The organism is Streptomyces klenkii (assembly GCF_003626645.1).
GTDB lineage: Bacteria > Actinomycetota > Actinomycetes > Streptomycetales > Streptomycetaceae > Streptomyces > Streptomyces klenkii.
Genome location: NZ_RBAM01000006.1, coordinates 196,801 through 216,201, shown reverse-complemented (window position 1 = coordinate 216,201; position 19,401 = coordinate 196,801). Strand labels below are relative to the sequence as shown.

At 73.7% G+C, this 19,401-nt stretch carries 5 protein-coding genes; all 5 read left to right on the top strand.

Going from position 1 to position 19,401, the window contains the following annotated elements:
* Positions 1-88 precede the first annotated feature (88 nt).
* Positions 89-310: an MbtH family protein gene (locus tag D7231_RS16560; protein ID WP_120756225.1), complete on the top strand. Its 222-nt coding sequence runs from the start codon at positions 89-91 to the stop codon at positions 308-310.
* A 5-nt stretch (positions 311-315) separates the two neighbouring features.
* Entirely contained in the window at positions 316-4,995 is a 4,680-nt protein-coding gene (locus tag D7231_RS16555) for a non-ribosomal peptide synthetase (RefSeq protein WP_120756224.1), read from the top strand.
* Entirely contained in the window at positions 4,992-11,375 is a 6,384-nt protein-coding gene (locus tag D7231_RS37565) for a non-ribosomal peptide synthetase (protein WP_158673772.1), read from the top strand. Before D7231_RS16555 ends, D7231_RS37565 begins: the two co-directional genes overlap by 4 nt.
* Positions 11,372-18,490, top strand: coding sequence for a non-ribosomal peptide synthetase (locus D7231_RS37560; RefSeq protein ID WP_120756222.1), 7,119 nt, complete (start codon positions 11,372-11,374; stop codon positions 18,488-18,490). The genes D7231_RS37565 and D7231_RS37560 overlap by 4 nt, the downstream gene beginning before the upstream one ends.
* A 66-nt stretch (positions 18,491-18,556) precedes the next feature.
* Positions 18,557-19,366 (top strand): CPBP family intramembrane glutamic endopeptidase, encoded by an 810-nt coding sequence (locus tag D7231_RS37055; protein ID WP_241999775.1) that lies wholly within the window; start codon positions 18,557-18,559, stop codon positions 19,364-19,366.
* The last annotated feature ends 35 nt before the right edge of the window (positions 19,367-19,401 follow it).

The following is a 19,401-nucleotide window of genomic DNA, read 5'->3' as shown; positions in this document are numbered from 1 at the left end:
CTCTTGATAGTCGCAGGTAACCCTTTGCCGGCGCGCCCCGGAATTCCGCCTGCCGCTTGCGATGTATTTACCTCCGGGAAGGATTGCGATGCCCAATCCGTTCGACGACGACGCGGGGACATTCTTTGCCGTGGTGAACGGCGAAGGACAGTACGCCCTGTGGCCGGCATTTCTGGAAGTGCCCTCCGGCTGGCGCCCGGTATTCGGTGAGAACACCCGCGCGGCCTGCCTTGAGCACATCGAGCGGAACTGGACCGACATGCGCCCCGCGAGCCTGGCCGCGGCCATGAGCGACACGGCCGAGGGCTGACGGGCATGCCGCAGCACTCAGCCACGGGCCTGCCGATGTCGACGGCCCAGTCCGACATGTGGTTCGCACAGCAGATGGACCCCGGCAACTGGACCTACTGCGTCGCGCAGTACATCGAGATCAGGGGCCCGGTCGACATCCCCACCCTCCGCGCGGCGGTGCGCCGCACCGTAGCCGACATCGAGTCCCTGCGCGTACGGGCCGGAGGCGACGCCGCCGATCCGCGGCTGGTGATCGAACCGCTCGCCGACTGGGACTTCCCGGTCCTCGACGTCAGCTCCGCGGACGATCCCCGGGCCGAAGCCGAGGCACGGATGCGCGACGAGCTGCGCCGGCCGGTCGAGCTGACGCACGCCCCGCTCTTCCGCACGATCCTCTTCGCCGCCGGACCCGGCCTGTACTTCTGGTACCACCGCTGCCACCACCTGGCCCTCGACGGATACGGTGCCGCCCTCTTCGCGGCCCGCTCCGCCGAGAACTACACGGCCCTCGCCGCCGGATCGGCGCACCCGGCGAACACCTTCGCACCCCTGACCGACGCCGTGGCGGCCGAGACCGCCTACCTGGAGTCATCGCAGTACAGCAAGGACCGGGACTTCTGGCGGCAGCGCTGCGCCGGCCTGCCCGGTATCGCGAGCCTGGCGGAGCGGCCGCCGGCGGATCCCGGCGACGGCATCGTCCGCAGTACCGGTTCCCTCGGCCCGGACCTCGCCGGGCGGCTGCGCACCGTCGCCCGCACGGCCCGTACCACGTGGTCGGCGGCCGTCATCGCCGGAGCCGCCGGATTCCTGCACCGTATGACAGGCGAGCAGGACCTCGTGCTCGGCCTCGCCGTCACGGGCCGCGCCACCCCCGCCCTGCGCCGCCTGCCCTGCACCCAGTCCGATGTGCTCCCGCTGCGCCTTCGCGTACGGCCCGGGCTCGGGTTCGGCGACCTGATCGAGCAGACCTCGCGCGAAGTCCGCGAGGTGCTGCGGCACCAGCGCTACCGCTCCGCCTGGCTGCGGCGCGAACTCGAAGAGGCCGGGGTCACGGGCCGGTGGGCCGGACTTGAGGTCAACGTCATGCCGTTCGAGCTGGACCTCGCCTTCGGAGAGCATCCCGCCGTCGTCCACAACCTGCTCAACGGGCCGGTCGAGGACCTGGCGTTCGCGGTGTACGGGGCGACGGCCGCGCGCAGCATGCGCGTCGACGCCGACGCGGTCGAGAACCGGTACTCCGCCGAAGCCCTGCACGGCCATCGCGCACGCTTCGTACGCTTCCTCGCCGAAGCCGCCGCTGATCCGCAGCGCCCCTTGGGCCGTACGGGACTCACGTCGCCCGAAGAGCGCCGCCGCGTGCTCAGCGGCTGGAACGACACCGCGCGCGACAACGGCGTCCAGTGCGTCGTGGAACAGGTGCGCCGGCAGGCCGCGGCCACCCCTGGGGCCGTCGCCGTCACCGACGGCCGCACCACCTTGACCTACGCGGCACTCGCCGGCCGCGCGAGCGCCCTCTCCCGCCGGCTGACCGGGGCGGGCGCCGGACGCGGCTCCCTGGTCGCGATCCTGGCGGACCGGGGAGCCGATGCCGTGACCGGCGTCCTCGGCGTCCTGGGCAGCGGCGCCGCCTTCCTGCCGCTCGACCCCGCGGTGCCGCGGCGCGCGGCCGCGGCCCTCGCCGGCAGCCGTGCCACGCTCCTGCTCACCGACCGCGCCCACCTGACGCAGGCCGGCGAACTGGCCGTCGAGCTCGCGGCCTCAGGCGCGGAACCGCCCGCCGTCGTCGCCTGCGACGACACCGCCGACCCGCCGCACGACTTAGCCCCCGCCATGGGGAACCCGGAGGACCTGGGCTACGTCCTGTTCACCTCCGGCTCGACCGGGCGCCCCAAGGGGGCCATGGTGCACCGCCGCGGCATGGTCAACCACCTGCTGGCCAAGGCCGAGGACCTGAACCTGACCGAGGCCGACTCCGTCGTACAGAACGCCCCGCTCACCTTCGACATCTCCATCTGGCAGATGCTCACCCCACTCCTGACGGGCGGGCGCGTGCGGGTCGTCGACGACGAGTGCGCCGCGGATCCGGAGCGGCTCTTCGGCCTCGCCGCCGACGAGCGCATCACCATCCTCGAAGTCGTCCCTTCGCTGCTGCGCGCGGCGCTCGACACCTGGGAGGCCGGCCCGTCGGCCGTGCCGCGCCCGGACGGGCTCCGCCGGCTCGTGGTCACGGGCGAGGACCTGCCGCCGGAGCTGTGCTCCCGCTGGTTCGCCCTGTTCCCGCACATTCCGCTGGTCAACGCCTACGGCCCCACCGAGTGCTCGGACGACGTGACCCACGCGATCATCACCGTCCCGCCGCCCGAGGGCGAGCCCACGGTGAGCATCGGCCACCCCGTCCGCAACACCCGGCTCTACGTCCTCGACGCGGGTCTCCAGCCCGTGCCACCCGGCACGGCGGGCGAGCTGTACGTCGGCGGGACCGGCGTCGGCCGGGGCTACGTCCACGACCCCGTACGCACCGCCGTCGCCTTCGTGCCCGACCCCTTCGCCGGCCTCCCCGGGGCCCGGCTCTACCGGACCGGTGACCGGGCGCGCCACCGCCCGGACGGCAGCCTGGAGTTCCTCGGCCGCACCGACCACCAGGTCAAGATACGGGGACAGCGCATCGAACTCGGCGAGGTGGAGTCCGCCCTCCGCGCACTCCCCGGAGTGCGCGCAGCCACCGTGTCCGTCGTCGACGGGCCCGGCGGCACGCCGGCCCTGGTGGGGTACGTGACCGGCCCCGCGGACCCGGCCGGGCTGCGCGCCGCGCTGGCCGCGGAACTGCCCGAGGCCATGGTCCCGGCCGTCCTCACCGCCCTGGACACGCTTCCCCTCACACCCAACGGCAAGATCGACCGGAAGGCCCTGCCCGCCCCGGACTTCGGCGCCACCGCCGGCGGCCGCCCCGCGCGCAACCCGCGCGAGCGGCTGCTGTGCGGCCTCTTCCAGCAGGTGCTCGGGATCCCGTCGGTGGGCATCGACGACAGCTTCTTCGACCTCGGGGGCAACAGCATCTCCTCGGTCCAGCTGGTCAACCGGGCCCGCCGCGAAGGCCTCGTCCTCACCCCGCGCGACGTCTTCCGGCACCGGACCGTGGCCGAGCTCGCCGCGGTGGCCCGCACCGGGAGCACGGGAGTCCAGGAGCACCCCGACGCGGGCATCGGGCCGGTGCCCCTGCCCCCGGTCGTCCACGCCCTCCGCGAAGCCGGCGGGCCCGTCGACGGCTTCCACCAGGCCGTCCGTCTGGAAGTGCCCGCCACCCTCACGGAGGTCTCCCTCACCGCCGCGCTCCAGACGGTCCTCGACCACCACGACGCCCTGCGCCTGAAACTGGAGCGGGAACCCGAGTGGCAGTTACGCGTCCAGGCGCGTGGAGCCGTGCGGGCCGGCCGGTGCCTGGAAGTCGTGCGCTCCGAGCACCCCGAGGACGACGCCGCGGCCCGGGCGGCGGCAGCACGGCGCAGGCTCTCCCCGGGGGAGGGGATCATGCTCCAGGCCGTGTGGCTGGACGCCGGCCGCACCAGGCCCGGCCGGCTCCTGCTGGTCGTGCACCACCTGGCGATCGACGGACTGTCCTGGCAGATCCTGCTGTCCGACCTCGCCGCCGCCTGGCGGGCGGAGTCCGATCCCGGCGGCCGCACCGCCACCGGCCCCGAGCCCGTCGGAACGTCCTACCGGACCTGGGCCGGACTGCTGCACCAGGCCGCTCACGACCCCGTCCGCACGGCGGAGCTGCCGCTGTGGCAGGAGATCCTGCGGCCCACGGAACCCCCGCTGGGCACGGCCCCGCTCGACCCGGAGCGGCACACGGCAGGCACCCTCCGCACCCTGACCGTAGAGCTGACCCCGGAACAGACCGTCCCCCTGCTGGACTCCGTGCCCTCCGCCTTCCGCGCGGTGACCGAGGACATCCTGCTCACCGCGCTGGGCATCGCCCTCACCGACCGGCACCGGACCCGGGGCGCCCGGCCGCCGCGGACGGGCCCGTCGGGCGTCCTGGTGGAAGTCGAGGGCCACGGCCGGGAAGCGGTGGGAGGGGAAACCGACCTGTCACGCACCGTCGGCTGGCTGACCAGCCAGTATCCGGCGCGGATCGACCCGGGCACCACTGACTGGGACGAGCTGTGGGCGGCGGGACACGCCGCCGGACAGGCCATCAAGAACGTCAAGGAGCAGTTGCGCTCGCTCCCGGACAACGGCGTGGGCTACGGACTGCTGCGCCACCTCAACCCGGAAACCGCCGAGACCCTCTCGACCTTCCCCCCGCCCACGATCAGCTTCAACCACCTCGGCCGGATCGCCGAGCCACCCGCGCTCACGGCGGCGGGCTGGTCCCTGGCAGGCACCGGCGAGCTGGTCGAGGGCCTCGACCCGGACGCCCCCGTCCGCCACGTCCTGAGCATCAACGCACTCACCCGGGACACACCCGGAGGGCCACGGCTCACCGCGGTCTGGTCATGGCCGTCCGAGCTGCTGCCCGAGGCGGACGTACGGCGGATCGCCGGCACCTGGGAGCGCGCCCTGGACGTCCTGACCGCGCACGCCGCGCTACCGGACGCCGGCGGCCGCACCGCGTCCGACTTCGGCCTCGCCGGTCTGCGCCAGGACGAGATCGACGAGTTCGAGGCCGAATTCGCGGCGGAGTGGGAGAACCAGGCATGAAGCAGCCGCACATCGAGGACATCCTGCCCCTGACGCCCTTCCAGGAAGGACTCCTCTTCCACACGCTCTACGACGAGCGGGCCCCCGATGTGTACACCGTCGAATACGCGCTGGAGCTGACCGGCCCGCTGGACCCGGCGGCCCTGCGCACCGCGGCCGAGGCCCTCGTGCACCGGCAACCGGCGCTGCGCGCCTGCTTCCGGCAGCGGCACAGCGGAGAACCGGTTCAGCTGATCCCGGGCCGGGTGCGCCTGCCCTGGGAGGAGGCCGACCTGACCGGCCTGCCCGCCGACGAGCGGGAGGCGGCGGCGGACCGGCTGCTGGACACCGCCCGGTCACGGCGGTTCGACCCCGCGAAGCCACCGCTGCTCCGCTTCACCCTGATCCGGCTGGGCCCGCTGCACCACCGGCTGGTGCTGCTCAACCACCACATCCTGGTGGACGGCTGGTCGATGCCCGTGCTCTTCGAGGAGCTGTTCACGCTCTACGCCCACGGCGGCGAAGCCCCGGGCCTCGAACCCGCCGTGGCCCACCGGGAGTACACGGCCTGGCTGTCCGGGCAGGACCGCCGGGCCGCGGAGGCCGCCTGGCGCACGGCGCTCGCCGGGGTCGAGGAGCCCACGCGCGTGGCCCCGCGCGCCGAACCCGCCGGGGAACTCCCGCACCGCGTCACCGCCGAACCGGCGCCCGAGCTGGTCCGTGCGCTCACCGGGACCGCCCGGCGCCACGGCGTCACCGTCAACACGATCGTGCAGACGGCCTGGGCGATGGTCGTGGGACAGCTGACCGGACGGGACGACGTGGTCTTCGGCGCCACGGTCTCCGGCCGCCCCGGCGAACTGCCCGGCGCGGAACGCATGGTGGGCTGCTTCATCAACACCGTCCCCGTACGGGTCCGGCTGCGGCCGGACAGCACCCCCGCTCGCACGCTGACCGAGATCCAGACCGCGCAGACGGACCTCATCGCCCACCACCACCTCGGCCTGACGGACATCCACCGCGCCGTCGGCACCAGTGAACTGTTCGACACCTGCGTGGTGTTCGAGAACTACCCGCTCCGGCCCGACACGCTCGAACTGCCGGGAGACCACGGCCTGCGCGTGGCCGGGCTGCGCATCCGCGACGCCGCCCACTACCCCCTCCGGCTCGCGGTGATGCCGGCCGGGGAACGCATGCCGCTGCACCTGGACTACCGGGCCGACCTGTTCGACCGGGAGGCCGCCCGGGCCGTCGCCGACCGGCTGGCCCTGGTGCTGGAGGCGCTCACCACCGACGACGAGCGGCCGCTCGGGCGGATCGGCATGACCACCCCCGCCGAGCGGCAGGAGGCCCTGGAACGGGGAACAGGAGCCGTACGGGCCGTCGGACGAGCCACGCTTCCCGACCTGTTCGAAGCGCAGGCGGCCGCGACTCCCGACCGCACCGCCGTGGTCTTCGAGGGCCGCCGCCTGACCTACGCGGAGCTCGACGCCCGGGCCAACCGGCTCGCCCACCTCCTGCTGAGCCGCGGCATCGGCCCGGAGGACCGGGTCGCCGTGGCCGTGCCGCGGTCCGCGGAACTGGTGACGGCGCTGCTCGCCGTCCTCAAGGCAGGCGCCTCGTACGTCCCCGTCGACCCCGGCCACCCGCAAGAACGCATCCGCTACGTGCTGGAGGACGCGGCACCGGAGATGGTCCTGACGACCGAGGAAACCGCCGCGGCGTTCGCCACCCCCCACAAGTCGCTGGTGCTCGGAGCCCCGTCCACCGAGGACCTGCTGGCCGGGAAGCCGGCACACGCGCCCGGGGACGCCGACCGCGCCGCACCGCTCCGGCCCCGCCACCCCGCCTACGTGATCTACACGTCCGGCTCGACGGGACGCCCGAAGGGCGTCGTCATCGAGCACGAGGGAATCGTCAACAGGCTGCTGTGGATGCAGTCGGAGTACGGGCTGGGGCCCGGCGACCGGGTCCTCCAGAAGACACCCGCGGGCTTCGACGTCTCCGTATGGGAGTTCTTCTGGCCACTGATCACCGGCGCCGCCCTCGTCGTCGCCCGGCCGGAGGGGCACAAGGACCCCGGATACCTGGCGCGGCTCATCCGCGACGAGCGCGTGACGACGGCCCACTTCGTCCCCTCCATGCTGCGGCTCTTCCTCCAGGCCCCCGGCGCCTCCGGGTGCACCGGCCTCCGGCGGGTCATCAGCAGTGGGGAAGCGCTGGCCGCGGACCTGGTGGAGCTCTTCTTCGAGACGCTCGACGGCCCGGAACTCCACAACCTCTACGGGCCGACCGAAGCCTCGGTCGACGTGACCCACTGGCCGTGCCGCAGGGCCGCCACTCCCTCCGGAGCCGCGTCCGTGCCGATCGGCCGGCCGGTCTCCAACACCCGTGTCCACGTACTGGACTCCGCGCTGCGTCCGGTCGCCCCCGGGGTGACCGGAGAGCTGTACCTCGCCGGAGTACAGCTGGCGCGCGGGTATGCGGGGCGTCCGGGGTTGACGGGTGAGCGGTTTGTGCCGGATCCGTTCGGGGGCCCTGGTGGGCGGATGTACCGGACGGGGGACCTGGTGCGGTGGGACCGCGCGGGTGAGCTGGTGTTTGTGGGGCGCGCCGATGATCAGGTGAAGGTGCGGGGCTTTCGTATTGAGCTGGGAGAAGTCGAGGCTGCACTGGCGGGGCACGCCGGTGTGGGTCAGGTGGCTGTGGTGGTGCGGGAGGACCGGCCGGGTGATCCGCGGTTGACGGCGTACGTGACGGCCGGTTCTGGCGAGGTGGATCCGGCTGAGTTGCGGGCGTTCGCGGGCGAGAGGTTGCCGGAGTTCATGGTCCCGGCGGCTGTGGTGGTGCTGGAAGAGCTGCCGTTGACGCCGAACGGGAAACTGGACCGGCGGGCGCTTCCGGCTCCTCGTGCTGAGGGTGCGGCCCTGGGCCGGGCGCCTCGTACGTCGCAGGAGCAGGTGCTGTGCGGGCTGGTGGCGGAGACGCTGGGCGTCGGGACAGTGACGATCGACGACAACTTCTTCGACCTCGGCGGCCACTCCCTCCTCGCGGTCCGCCTCGCTGCCCGCATCCGCACCGCCCTCGGCGTCTCCCCGGACATCCGGACGCTCTTCGAGGCCCCCACCGTGGCCGAACTGACGCAGCGGCTGGACACGGGGCGCACGAACCGGCCCGTACTGCGCGCGGCGCCGCGCCCCGATGCCGTACCGCTGTCCTTCGCCCAGCAGCGGCTCTGGTTCCTGGACCGGTTCGAGGAACCGGGCGCCGCGTACAACATGCCGCTGGCGCTGCGCCTGTCCGGGCAACTGGACGCCGTTGCGCTGCGGGCCGCGCTGCGCGACGTCGTCGACCGCCACGAGAGCCTGCGCACGGTGTATGAGGACGGCGCGGACGGCGAACCCCGCCAGCGGATCCTGACGCCGGGGGAGTACGACGTCGAACCGGTCGTCGTGCCCACCGCCCGGACGGATCTGGACGCTTTGGTGAACGAGACCGCCCGCCGGCCGCTGTCACTCGCTCACCGGCTGCCGTTCGACACCACGTTGTTCGCAGTGGCGCCCGACGAGCACGTGCTGCTCGTGGTGCTGCACCACATCGCGGGTGACGGCTGGTCGATGGGGCCGCTCGCGGACGATCTCACCGAGGCCTATGCGGCGCGTATGGCGGGTCGTGCTCCGGGGTGGGATCCGCTGCCGGTGCAGTACGCCGACTACACCCTGTGGCAGCGGGAGCTCCTGGGGGACGAGCAGGATCCCGGCAGCCTGGCGCACGAGCAACTCGCCTACTGGCGAGCGGCCTTGGCCGGTCTGCCGGAGACGCTGGCCCTGCCGTACGACCGCCCCCGGCCCACCGAGGCCGGCTACCGGGGCGGCACGGTCCGCTTCCGGCTGGAGCCGGGCCTGCAACGGGCTCTGCTCGACGTGGCGAAGCGGCGCCGGGCCACGCTGTTCATGGTGGCCCACTCCGCCCTCGCCGCGCTGTTCACCCGGCTCGGGGCGGGCACGGACATCCCGGTCGGGAGCCCGGTCGCGGGCCGCACCGACGAGGCGCTGGACCGGCTCGTCGGGTTCTTCGTCAACACACTGGTGCTCCGCACCGACACCTCCGGCAACCCGGCCTTCCACGACCTGCTCGACCGGGTGCGGAAGGCCGACCTGGACGCGTTCGCCCACCAGGACCTGCCGTTCGAGCGCCTGGTGGAGTCCCTGAACCCGGCGCGATCGCTGTCCCGGCACCCGCTGTTCCAGACGATGCTCGTCTTGCAGAACACGGAAGCCGCGCCGCTGCGGATGGCGGAGATCACGGCCGAGATGTTCCCCGTCGACCTCGGCATCGCCAAGTTCGACCTGCTGTTCAACCTGGACGAGCACTACGGGGCCGATGGCACGCCCGAGGGCATCGACGCCTACGTCGAATACAGCACCGAGCTGTTCGACCAGGAGACCGCCGAGACGATCGCCCGGCGTCTGGTGCGGGTGCTGGAGGCGGTCGCGGCCGACGACGAGGTCCGGATCGGAGACATCGACATCCTGCTGCCGGGGGAGCGGGAGACCGTGCTGGAGCGGTGGAACGACACCGCCCGGGACATGCGGCGGACCACGCTTCCCGAGCTGTTCGAGGCACAGGCGGCCGCGACTCCCGACCGCACCGCCGTGGTCTTCGAGGGCCGCGGCCTGACCTACGCGGAGCTCGACGCCCGCGCCGAACGGCTCGCCCACCTCCTGCTGAACCACGGTGCCGGGCCCGAGGACTTCGTCGCCATCGCCATGCCCAGGTCGGCGGACGTGATCGTGGCCGTGCTCGGCGTCCTCAAGGCGGGCGCGGCCTATCTGCCCCTCGACCCCGGCTACCCGGCCAGGCGGATCGCCCACATCCTCCGCGACGCCGCTCCCGCGGTCGTCCTGACCGACGCCGCCACCGCCGGAGGGCTTCCTCCGTGCGACGCGGCGACCGTCGTACTCGACGACGAGGCCACGGCCGCCCGGCTCGCGGAACAGCCCGCCGGCGGAGCGGCCGCGGCCCGTGCCGGACGCGTCACACCCGGCACCGCCGCGTACGCCATCTACACCTCCGGATCGACCGGGACCCCCAAGGGCGTGGTGGTGCAGCACGGCACGGCGGCCGACCTGGTCGCCTGGGCCGAGGAGGAGTTCGGGCCCCGGCGCCTGGACCGTGTACTGGCCTCCACCTCGCTCAACTTCGACGTCTCCGTCTTCGAGATGTTCGCGCCGCTGTGCACCGGCGGGACCGTCGAGGTCGTACGCGATCTGCTCGTCCTGACCGAGCCGTCGCACCGCTCCTGGAACGGTTCGCTCATCAGCGGCGTGCCCTCGGCCGTGGCGCAGCTGTTCGGGGCGGGCGGAAAGAGCGCCGCAGGGCCCGCGGCGGGCACCGTCGTCCTGGCGGGAGAGGCCTTCCCCGCGCATGTCGCCGCCGCGATACGCGAGGCCCTCCCGGGCAGCCGCATCGCCAACATCTACGGGCCGACCGAAGCCACCGTCTACTCCACCGCCTGGTCCACCGACGGCCCGGTGGAGCAGGCGCCGCCGATCGGCCGCCCCATCCGCAACCGGCGCGCCTACGTACTGGACTCCGCGCTGCGTCCGGTCGCCCCCGGGGTGACCGGGGAGCTGTACCTCGGAGGCGGCGGACTGGCGCGCGGGTACGTGGGGCGTCCGGGGCTGACGGGTGAGCGGTTTGTGCCGGATCCGTTCGGGGGGCCGGGTGAGCGGATGTACCGGACGGGAGATCTGGTGCGGTGGGACCGCGCGGGTGAGCTGGTGTTTGTGGGGCGCGTCGATGATCAGGTGAAGGTGCGGGGCTTTCGTATTGAGCTGGGAGAGGTCGAGGCTGTGCTGGCGGGGCATGCCGGTGTGGGTCAGGTGGCTGTGGTGGTGCGGGAGGACCGGCCGGGTGATCCGCGGTTGACGGCGTACGTGACGGCTGCGTCGGGTGGATTGGATGCGGCTGAGTTGCGGGCGTTCGCGGGCGAGGGGTTGCCGGAGTTCATGGTCCCGGCGGCTGTGGTGGTGCTGGAAGAGCTGCCGTTGACGCCGAACGGGAAACTGGACCGGCGGGCGCTTCCGGCTCCTCGTGCTGAGGGTGCGGTGCTGGGGCGGGCGCCACGTACCTCGCAGGAGCGGGTGCTGTGTGAGCTGGTGGCGGAGACGCTGGGCGTCGGGTCGGTGACGATCGACGACAACTTCTTCGACCTCGGAGGCCACTCCCTCCTCGCGACCCAGTTCATCAACAAGGTCCGCGCCGCCACCGGCACCGAGCTGAGCGTCCGCGCACTGTTCGAGACCCCGACCGTCGCAGGACTCGCCCCGAAGCTGAAGGCCGGCGGACGAGCCAGGCCCGCGCTGCGACCGATGCGCAGGCCCGGAGGTGACCGGTGATCCCGCTGTCGTACCCGCAGCAACGGCTGTGGACGCTGATCGAGCTGATGGGGCAGTCCCCCGCGTACAACATGCCGCTGGCGCTGCGCCTGTCCGGGCAACTGGACACCGCTGCGCTGCGGGCCGCGCTGCGCGACGTCGTCGACCGCCACGAAAGCCTGCGCACCGTGTTCCCCGCCGCTGACGGCCGGCCGCGGCAGAGCATCCTCGCCACGGAGGAGGCGGAGACCGGCATCGAGGTGGTGCGGACCGGTGAGCCGGCGCTCGCGGACCGGCTCGCCGCGGCCGCGGCCCGCCCCTTCGACCTGGCCCGCGACGTCCCCTTCCGCGCCACGCTGTTCGAGCTCGGGCCGCAGGAGCACGTGCTGCTCCTGCTGGTCCACCACATCGCGGGTGACGGCTGGTCCATGGGGCCGCTCGCGGACGATCTCACCGAGGCGTATGCGGCGCGCATCAGTGGCCGTGCTCCGGGGTGGGATCCGCTGCCGGTGCAGTACGCCGACTACACCCTGTGGCAGCGTGAGCTCCTGGGGGACGAGGAGGATCCCGGGAGCCTGTCTCATGAGCAACTCGCCTACTGGCGGTCCGCCTTGGCCGGTCTGCCGGAGACGCTGGCCCTGCCGTACGACCGCCCCCGGCCCGCCGAGGCCTCGTCCGCCGGGGACACCGTCGAGTTCGTCCTGGGGACGGACCTCCACCGAAGGCTGAACGAACTGTCCCGCAAGCGCGGCGTCAGCTTCTTCATGACGCTGCACGCGGGGCTCGCCGCGCTGTTCACCCGGCTCGGGGCGGGCACGGACATCCCGGTCGGGAGCCCGGTCGCGGGCCGTACCGACGAGGCGCTGGACCGGCTCGTCGGGTTCTTCGTCAACACGCTGGTGCTCCGCACCGACACCTCCGGCGACCCGGCCTTCCACGAACTCCTGCACCGTGTCCGGGAGCGGGTCCTGGAGGACTACGCGCACCAGGACCTGCCGTTCGAGCAGCTGGTGGAGGCGGTGTCCCCGCAGCGCTCACTGGCGTGGCACCCGCTGTTCCAGACCATGCTCACCCTCCAGAACAACCCCGAGCCGAAGCTGACCGTCCCCGGCCTCTCGGTCCGTCCCGAGCCGGTCTCCGTGACGGCCGCGAAGTTCGACCTTTCCTTCGACTTCACGGAGCACACCGACGAACGGGGTGCCCCCGCGGGCGTGACCGCCGTCCTCGAATACAGCACCGACCTGTTCGACCGGCGTACGGCCGGGACGATCGCCCGGCGTCTCGTGCGGGTGCTGGAGGCGGTCGCGGCCGACGACGGGGTCCGGATCGGGGACATTGACGCCCTGCTGCCGGGGGAGCGGGAGGCCGTGCTGGAGCAGTGGAACGACACCGCCCGGGACATGCGGCAGGCCACGCTTCCCGAACTGTTCGAGGCACAGGCGGCGGCCACCCCCGACCGCACCGCCGTGATCTTCCAGGACCGGCGGCTCAGCTACGGGGAGCTCAACGCGCGCGCCAACAGCCTGGCCCGGCGGCTGCTGGCACGCGGCGCCGGGCCCGAGTCCGTCGTCGCCGTGCTGCTGCCGCGCTCCGACCGACTGGTGACGGCACTGCTGGCCGTCCTCAAGACCGGAGCCGCCTACCTGCCGGTCGACCCGGCGTACCCGGCCGAGCGGGTGCGGCTCATGCTGCGCGAGGCCCGGCCCGCGGTCGTGCTCAGCGAAGCGACCGACCTCCTCCGTGAGCATGAGCATGAGCACGAGCACGACGGCCAGGGGGCGGACCTCGCCGACGCCGACGCCGACCTCACCGACGCCGACCGGGCGTCGCCCCTGCGGGGAGCCCATCCCGCGTACGTCATCTACACCTCCGGCTCGACCGGCACCCCGAAGGGTGTCGTGGCCACCCACGACGGCGTCGTCAACCAGATGCGGTGGCTGGCCCGGGAGCACCCTCTCGACGGCGGGGACGTGATGCTGGCCAGGACAGCGGTGAGCTTCGACGCCGCCGTCTGGGAGATCTGGCACCCGCTGCTGTCCGGGGCCGCCCTGTGCGTCGCGCCGGACGACCTCGTGCGCGACCCGGCCGCCCTCATGGCCTACGCGGCCCGCCACCGCGTCACCGTCGCGCAGTTCGTGCCGTCCCTGCTCGCCGCACTGCCCGACGGCATCGACGGGAGCGGGCTGCGCCGGGTGTTCGCCGGCGGCGAGGCCCTGCCCACGGCGGTCGCCAGCCGTGTCGCCACGGGGTGGCGGGCCGTGCTCGTCAACCTCTACGGGCCCACCGAGACGACGATCCAGGTCACCTCCGCGACATGGGACGGCGACGACCGCCCGCCCACGGTGCCCATAGGGGCCCCGGTCCACAACACCCGCGCCTATGTGCTCGACGAGCGCCTGCGCCCCGTCCCGCCGGGTGTCACGGGCGAGCTGTACATCGCGGGCGCGGGAGTCGCCCGCGGCTATCTGGGGAACCCGGGCATGACCGCGGAACGGTTCGTGGCCTGCCCCTTCGGGCCGCCGGGGGCCCGGATGTACCGCACGGGAGACCTGGCCCGGTGGGGGCAGGACGGGCAGCTCGCCTTCGCCGGGCGCGCTGACCAGCAGCTCAAAGTCCGCGGCTTCCGGGTCGAACCCGGCGAGATCGAAGCGGCGTTGGAGCGGCACTCCGGTGTGCGGCAGGCCGTCGTACGCGTCCATCAGGGGCCGGGTGCCCACCACGGGCGCCTGGTGGCCTGGGTGACCGGCCGGGACGGCCGCCCACCCGCTGCGGAGGAGCTGCGGGCGCACGTGCGCGAGGTGCTTCCGGAACACATGGTGCCGTCGGCCGTGGTGCCGCTGGAGGCGGTGCCGCTGACCGCCAACGGAAAGCTCGACACCGCACGCCTCCCCGCGCCCGCGGCCGGGCCCGCCCCGGCCTCCGGAAGCCCGCGCACACCTCAAGAGGCGGCGCTGTGCCGACTGTTTGCCGACATACTCGGCCTGGAACGGGTCGGCACGGACGACGGGTTCTTCGATCTCGGCGGCGACAGCATCGGGGCGATCCAGCTCGCCGGGCGGGCCCGGGAAGCCGGTCTGTCGTTCTCGGCCCGCGACGTCTTCCGCTGCCGCACCGTGGCGGCGCTCGCCGCCGAGGCGGCGGCACTCGCCCCCGAGCCCGCCGAGGAGCCGGGCGCCGGCATCGGAGAGGTGCCGCTGACCCCGGTCATGCACTGGCTGCGCGAGCACGGCGGCCCCGTCGACGGGTTCCACCAGTCGGTGCTCCTGCGCAGCCCCGGCGAGGCCACCAGAGACCTGCTGGTCACGGTCCTTCAGGCGCTGATGGAGCGGCACGACATGCTGCGCTCCCGGCTGCGCACCGGCAGCGACCGCCCCACCGGACCCGGTACGGGCTCGTGGACGCTCGACGTGCTCCCTCCCCACGAGGCCGACGCCGATACGCTGCTGCACCGCGTGGACGTGCGGGGAGCCGGCCCGGACGGCATCAGGGCAGCCGTGGCAGGCCAGGCCGCGGCCGCGCGGGACCGGCTCCGGCCGGCGGACGGCGTCATGCTTCAGGCCGTGTGGTTCGATGCGGGCCCCGGCGCTCCGGGCCGGCTCCTGCTGCTCGTCCACCACCTCGCCGTGGACGGGGTGTCATGGCGGATCCTGGTCCAGGACCTCGCGGACGCCTGGCAACAGGCCACGGCCGGGCGGCGGCCCGAACTCGCCCCCGTGCGGACGTCGTTCCGCCGCTGGGCACAGCAGTTGTGCGAGGCCGCGACCGAGCCGGACCGGACCGCGGAGCTGGCCGTGTGGACCGGCATGGCTTCGGGCGCGGCGGCCGGCGAGCCGCTGACCCGCGTACCGCTGGACCCGGCGCGCGACACCGTGTTGACCTCCCGGTCGCTGACCTCGGACTTGCCGGCGGGGGAGACCGACGCGCTGCTGACGCGTGCGGCCCCGCTGTTCCACGCGACGCCGGGCGACGTCCTGCTCACGGCCCTCGCCCTGGCACTCGCCGAATGGCGGCGCGAACGCGGCCGGGGCGGCGCGACCGGGACCCTGATCGACCTGGAGGGACACGGCCGGGAGGAGATCGTGCCGGGAACGGACCTGTCCCGCACCGTGGGCTGGTTCACGACCCTGTTTCCCGTACGACTGGACCCGGAGCGCGCCGCATGGGACGAGATCCGTTCCGCGGGGCCCGCCGTGGGCCGGGCGCTGAAGCGGGTCAAAGAGCAGCTCCGGGTGCCGCCGGACAAGGGTGTCGGCTACGGGCTGCTGCGCTACCTCAACCCGCGCACCAGCGGCGAGCTGCGCGGGCTGCCCCGTCCCGAGATCGCGTTCAACTACCTGGGCCGGGTGGGGGAGGCCGCCGGCAGCGACACGGCCGGATGGGGACTCGCCACGGATGCGGACGCGCTGGGCGCCGGCCGTGACCCCGCCTCTCCGATGAGCCACCCCCTGGCGGTGGACGCGCTCGTGCGCGAAGGCGCGGACGGCGGAGGACCCGTGCTGAGCACGACGTGGACCTGGCCGGACCGGCTGTTCCGGGCGGAAGAGGTACAGCGGCTCGACCAGCTCTGGCGGCAGGCCTTGGCGGCGCTGGCCCGCCACGCCGGGCAGCCGGGCGCGGGAGGGCACACGCCCGCGGACTTCCCGCTCGTACGGCTGACCCAGGAGGAGGTCGAGGCCGCCGAGGCCGCACACCCGGCGCTCGCCGGCGTCCTGCCGCTGTCCCCGCTCCAGGAAGGGATGCTCTTCCACTCCCTCTACGACTCCACGGCGCCCGACGCCTACGTCGTGCAGATCTCCCTCGACCTCGACGGGGACCTGGACACCGGCGCCCTGCGGCGGGCCGCTCGGGCGCTGCTGCGCCGCCACGAGGCGCTGCGGGCCGGCTTCCACTCGCTCCCGTCGGGCGAGACCGTCCAGGTGATTCCGGCCGAAGCCGCGCCGGAGTGGGCCGAGACCGACCTGAGCGGGGCGGGAGCGGCGGAGCGGGAGGCCGGACTGAGCCGGATCGCGGCCGCCGACCGGGCCGGGCGCTTCGACCTGGCGGCCCCGCCGCTGCTGCGCTTCGCCGTCACCCGCACCGGTGAGCGCCGCCACCGGCTCCTGGTGACGAGCCATCACATCCTCTTCGACGGCTGGTCCCTGCCGATCCTCCTGGGCGACCTCTTCGCGCTGTACGGCGGCTCGGACGGCGACCCGGGCCTGCCCGCCGTACGCCCCTACCGGGAGTTCCTCGGCTGGCTCGCGGAGCAGGACCGCCCGGCCGCGACACGCGCCTGGAAGGCGGCGCTCAGCGGCCTGAAGCAGCCGACGCTCCTGGCGGGGACGGCGGACGCCGCCCGGGACCCGGCACCCGCCGGCACCCTGCTGACCCGCCTTCCGGCAGAGCTGACCGGACGGCTGACGGCCGCCGCCCGGCGGCGCGGTCTGACGGTGAACACGCTGATCCAGGCCGCGTGGGCGCTGCTGCTCGGCCGGGTGACGGGGAGCACCGACGTCGTCTTCGGCGCCACGGTCTCCGGCCGCCCGCCCTCCCTCCCGGGCGTGGACGGCATGGCCGGCCTCTTCATCAACACCGTGCCCGTACGCGTGCGACCGGAGCCGGGCGAGCCGCTGACCGCGTTGCTGCAACGGCTGCAGGACCAGCAGTCGGAACTCTCCGAACACCACCACCTCGCCCTGATAGACATCCACCGGGCGACGGGCCTGCCCACCCTCTTCGACACGGTGCTCGCCTTCGAGAACTACCCCTTCGACGCCGCCGCGCTGGACCTGTCGGAGGCGGGGCTCACGGTCGTGGACGCCGATGTGCGGGACGGGGCGCACTATCCGCTCGCCCTGATCGTGACCCCGGGAGAGCGCATCATGATCCGGGCCGACTACCGCCCGGGGGTCTTCGACCGGAGCACGGTCGAGCTGGCGGTCCGGGAGCTGGCCGTGATCCTCGGACAGCTGGCGGACGATCAGGACCGGCCCGTGGCGGAGGTGACGGCGGACGCGGACGGGCAACTGCGCACGGCGCTCGCCCGGCGGCCCGCCCCGGCAGCCGCGACCGCGCCGGTCGTGGGGGACCCGCAAAGGCCCCGCCCGGAGGGCGGTCCCGCCGGCCGCGACCCCCGCGACCCGCAGGAAGAGATGCTCTGCCGCATCTTCGCCGAGGTCCTCGGCACGCCCGGCGTCGGCGTCGACGACGACTTCTTCGACCTCGGGGGCCAGTCGCTGCTGGCCACCAAGCTGATCCACCGGGTCCGCGCCGAGCTGGGCGTACGGGTCGACATCCGCAGCCTGTTCGAGTCACCCACCCCGGCCGGGCTCGCCCGGCGGCTCCACAGCGGCACGGACACGGCGACCGCGTTCGGCGCCCTGCTGCCGCTGCGCTCCCTCGGCGAGGGGCCGGCCCTGTTCTGCGTCCACCCCGGCGTCGGGATCGGCTGGAGCTACCAGGGGCTGACCCGGCACATCGACCCTCGTCACCCCGTGTACGCGCTTCAGGCCCGCGCCATCAGCGAGCCCGGGGCGCACTGCGCCACGCTGGAGGAGATGGCCGCCGACTACGTCACGCGGATCCGCACCGTCCAGCCCCACGGCCCGTACCACCTGATGGGCTGGTCGTTCGGCGGCGTCGCCGCCCACGCCATGGCGGTCGAGCTCCAGCGCCTGGGCGAGCGCGTGGCGCTGCTGGCGATGCTCGACGCCTACCCCGGCCGCCTGCTGCCCGCGACCGACGACCGCGCCATGGAGTCCGAGGTGCTCCGGGCGCTGCTCCAGGGGCTCGGCCACGACGCGGCGGAACTCGGCCCCGGCCCGCTGGACCGCACCCAGGTCCTGGAGTTCCTGACCGCCCGCGACGAGCACCGCCCGTACGAGAACGACCGGACGATGGAGGCGATCCTCGACGCGGCGGCCCGCAACACCAGGCTGCAACGGCAGTTCACCCCCGGGCTGTTCCGGGGAGACGTGGAGTTCTTCACCGCGTCCCACGACCAGCCCGCGGACGGCCCGGTCGTACGGGCCTGGGACCGGCACGTCGACGGCACCCTCACCGACCACCGGCTGCCCTGCGCGCACCTGGAGCTCATGGACGGCAAGGCGCTCGCGGAGATCGGCGCGGTCCTGGACCGGAAGTTGAGGATCGCATGAGCCGCGGAGCCGCCTCGCTAGACTGCTCGCGACCACCGGCCCCCGTGGGGAGGGACAGCCTTGACCATGCAGAGCGACGAGGCCATCGCCCCGCGGCAGCGGACCGCACTCCCCGGCCTCGCGGCGGGGACGGCGGCGCTCCTGATCGGGGTCCCGGTCACTGCCGGCTCGCCGGTCGTCTCCCTGGTCGTGGCGGCCGGGGCGGTGCTGGCCACCACGGCCGCCATCGCCTCGGGCTCCGCCCCGGCCGTGCGTACGACGCTGCTGGCGGACCTCGTGGTGGCCTTCGCGCTGACCGGTGCGCACGTCCTGAACGGGACGGTGCTGATCTGGCCGGTGACCGTGCTGCTGGCGCTCGGCGTGGGGCACCTCGTCAACCGCAGGTGCCGTGCCCCCCACCCCACCGGCCAGTGGCTCAGGCGCGGCCGGACCACGCGGGAACTGCCCTGGCTGATGGCCGCCACGGTGGTGCTGAGCACCGCCGCGCTCGTGACCTGGGCCCGGATCGTCCATCCCGCGCCCCCGCCGTTCGTCGACGGCGCCCGGGACCGGTCACCCCTCCTGCTGCTCGCGGTCATCGTCGGCTTCGCCGTGGTGAACGGGATCGCGGAAGAGTTCCTGTACCGGGGCTTCCTGCTCACCGAGCTGAGAACCCTGCTGGGCACCGCACCGGCCGTGGTGCTCCAGGCCGTCGTGTTCGGCGTCGCGCACCTCAGCGGCTTCCCCTCCGGGTGGCCGGGCGCCGCCATGGCCGCGGCGTGGGGGATCGTCCTGGGCGTCATCCGGATCCGGAGCGAGGGCATCCTCGCCGCCTGGGTCGCACACCTGGTCGCCGACTCCGCCATCGGCGCCATCGGGGTCTTCCTCTTGTTCTGACCGTCCCCTCCGCACCGGCCGGGCGGGGGTGACGG

Bases quoted from the DNA above. Each gene is read 5' to 3' on its own strand.
- D7231_RS16555 (WP_120756224.1), top strand. From the start codon at position 316: ATGCCGCAGCACTCAGCCACGGGCCTGCCGATGTCGACGGCCCAGTCC.
- D7231_RS37565 (WP_158673772.1), top strand. From the start codon at position 4,992: ATGAAGCAGCCGCACATCGAGGACATCCTGCCCCTGACGCCCTTCCAG.
- D7231_RS16560 (WP_120756225.1), top strand. From the start codon at position 89: ATGCCCAATCCGTTCGACGACGACGCGGGGACATTCTTTGCCGTGGTG.
- D7231_RS37055 (WP_241999775.1), top strand. From the start codon at position 18,557: ATGCAGAGCGACGAGGCCATCGCCCCGCGGCAGCGGACCGCACTCCCC.